At 55.5% G+C, this 886-nt stretch carries 1 pseudogene; it reads left to right on the top strand.

From position 1 onward, the window contains the following. Nucleotides 1-753 (top strand): annotated as a pseudogene (locus E1J61_RS37730) (hypothetical protein); the annotation flags it as partial. Nucleotides 754-886 lie beyond the last annotated feature (133 nt).

Raw genomic sequence — 886 nt, 5'->3', positions numbered from 1 at the left:
ACTTACGTGAAGGGTATTACGGAGGGCAAGCGCCGCGGTAGCCTGACTGTCCGGGAAGCGGATAAGGTGACCGTTGTGCTCGCAAAACGAGTGCGAGAAAAATACGTGGCCGGCGAAGAAGACTATAGCCGTGAGCTTACATGGCTGATGCCGGCTGAGATCATGGCCGGGGCAAATGTCGAGCGCTACTGGAAGGCAAGGGCTGCGGTTGTGAAGATGCGAGGTGATACGTCGTTCGCGTACCAGTCGTCCCTCCCGCCTGGTTATGTGGCGAGTGTCGAAATGCTGGCGAAATTGGCGACGTTGGAGACCTCGCAAAGCGCCATTTATCGTGATTTCGTGCAGCTTCTCCCGACCTTGAAAGTGACCGAGAGTTCGACAAACGCAACCACTTATCTCAAGAACTTCGCCTACCTGATTCCAGATCCAGCGATTCAAAGTCCCTATGCGCCATCGACCTACCTTTCAGGTGCGCCTCAGCGGGACCAGATGGCTGAAGAGTATCGGCAGCAGCTCGAGGCCATGCAGAGGAGGAACGATGAAATGGCGGAAGCGTATCAGCGGCAGGTACGCGCGCAGAAAATGCAAGAACTGAGTGCCGAACTGGATCGATTCAATTCGCAGCTCGCGGAGCAAACTGCGCGGACTCTCAACTCGGTTGGGCGCTATTCGCCGCCGCCAGTCCAACCCATTCAGCAAGGTAACGGTTCGATTCGCTGCATAACTGTGGGCATCTACACCAACTGCCGATAAGCCAACGATTGAGGCAAGACGGCCGAGGACGGTTACGGCGATACGTGTCCACCAGCTCGGCTTTTCTTACTGGGACACAAATGCGAAGCTCTCGTTGCATTTGAAGTTGCTCATCAGGGGACAACTAAGGACT

It is taken from the genome of Cupriavidus sp. L7L (assembly GCF_004353535.1).
GTDB lineage: Bacteria > Pseudomonadota > Gammaproteobacteria > Burkholderiales > Burkholderiaceae > Cupriavidus > Cupriavidus oxalaticus_A.
Note: the sequence above shows the minus strand (reverse complement) of the source record. Positions and strands in the feature narration are given on the sequence as shown.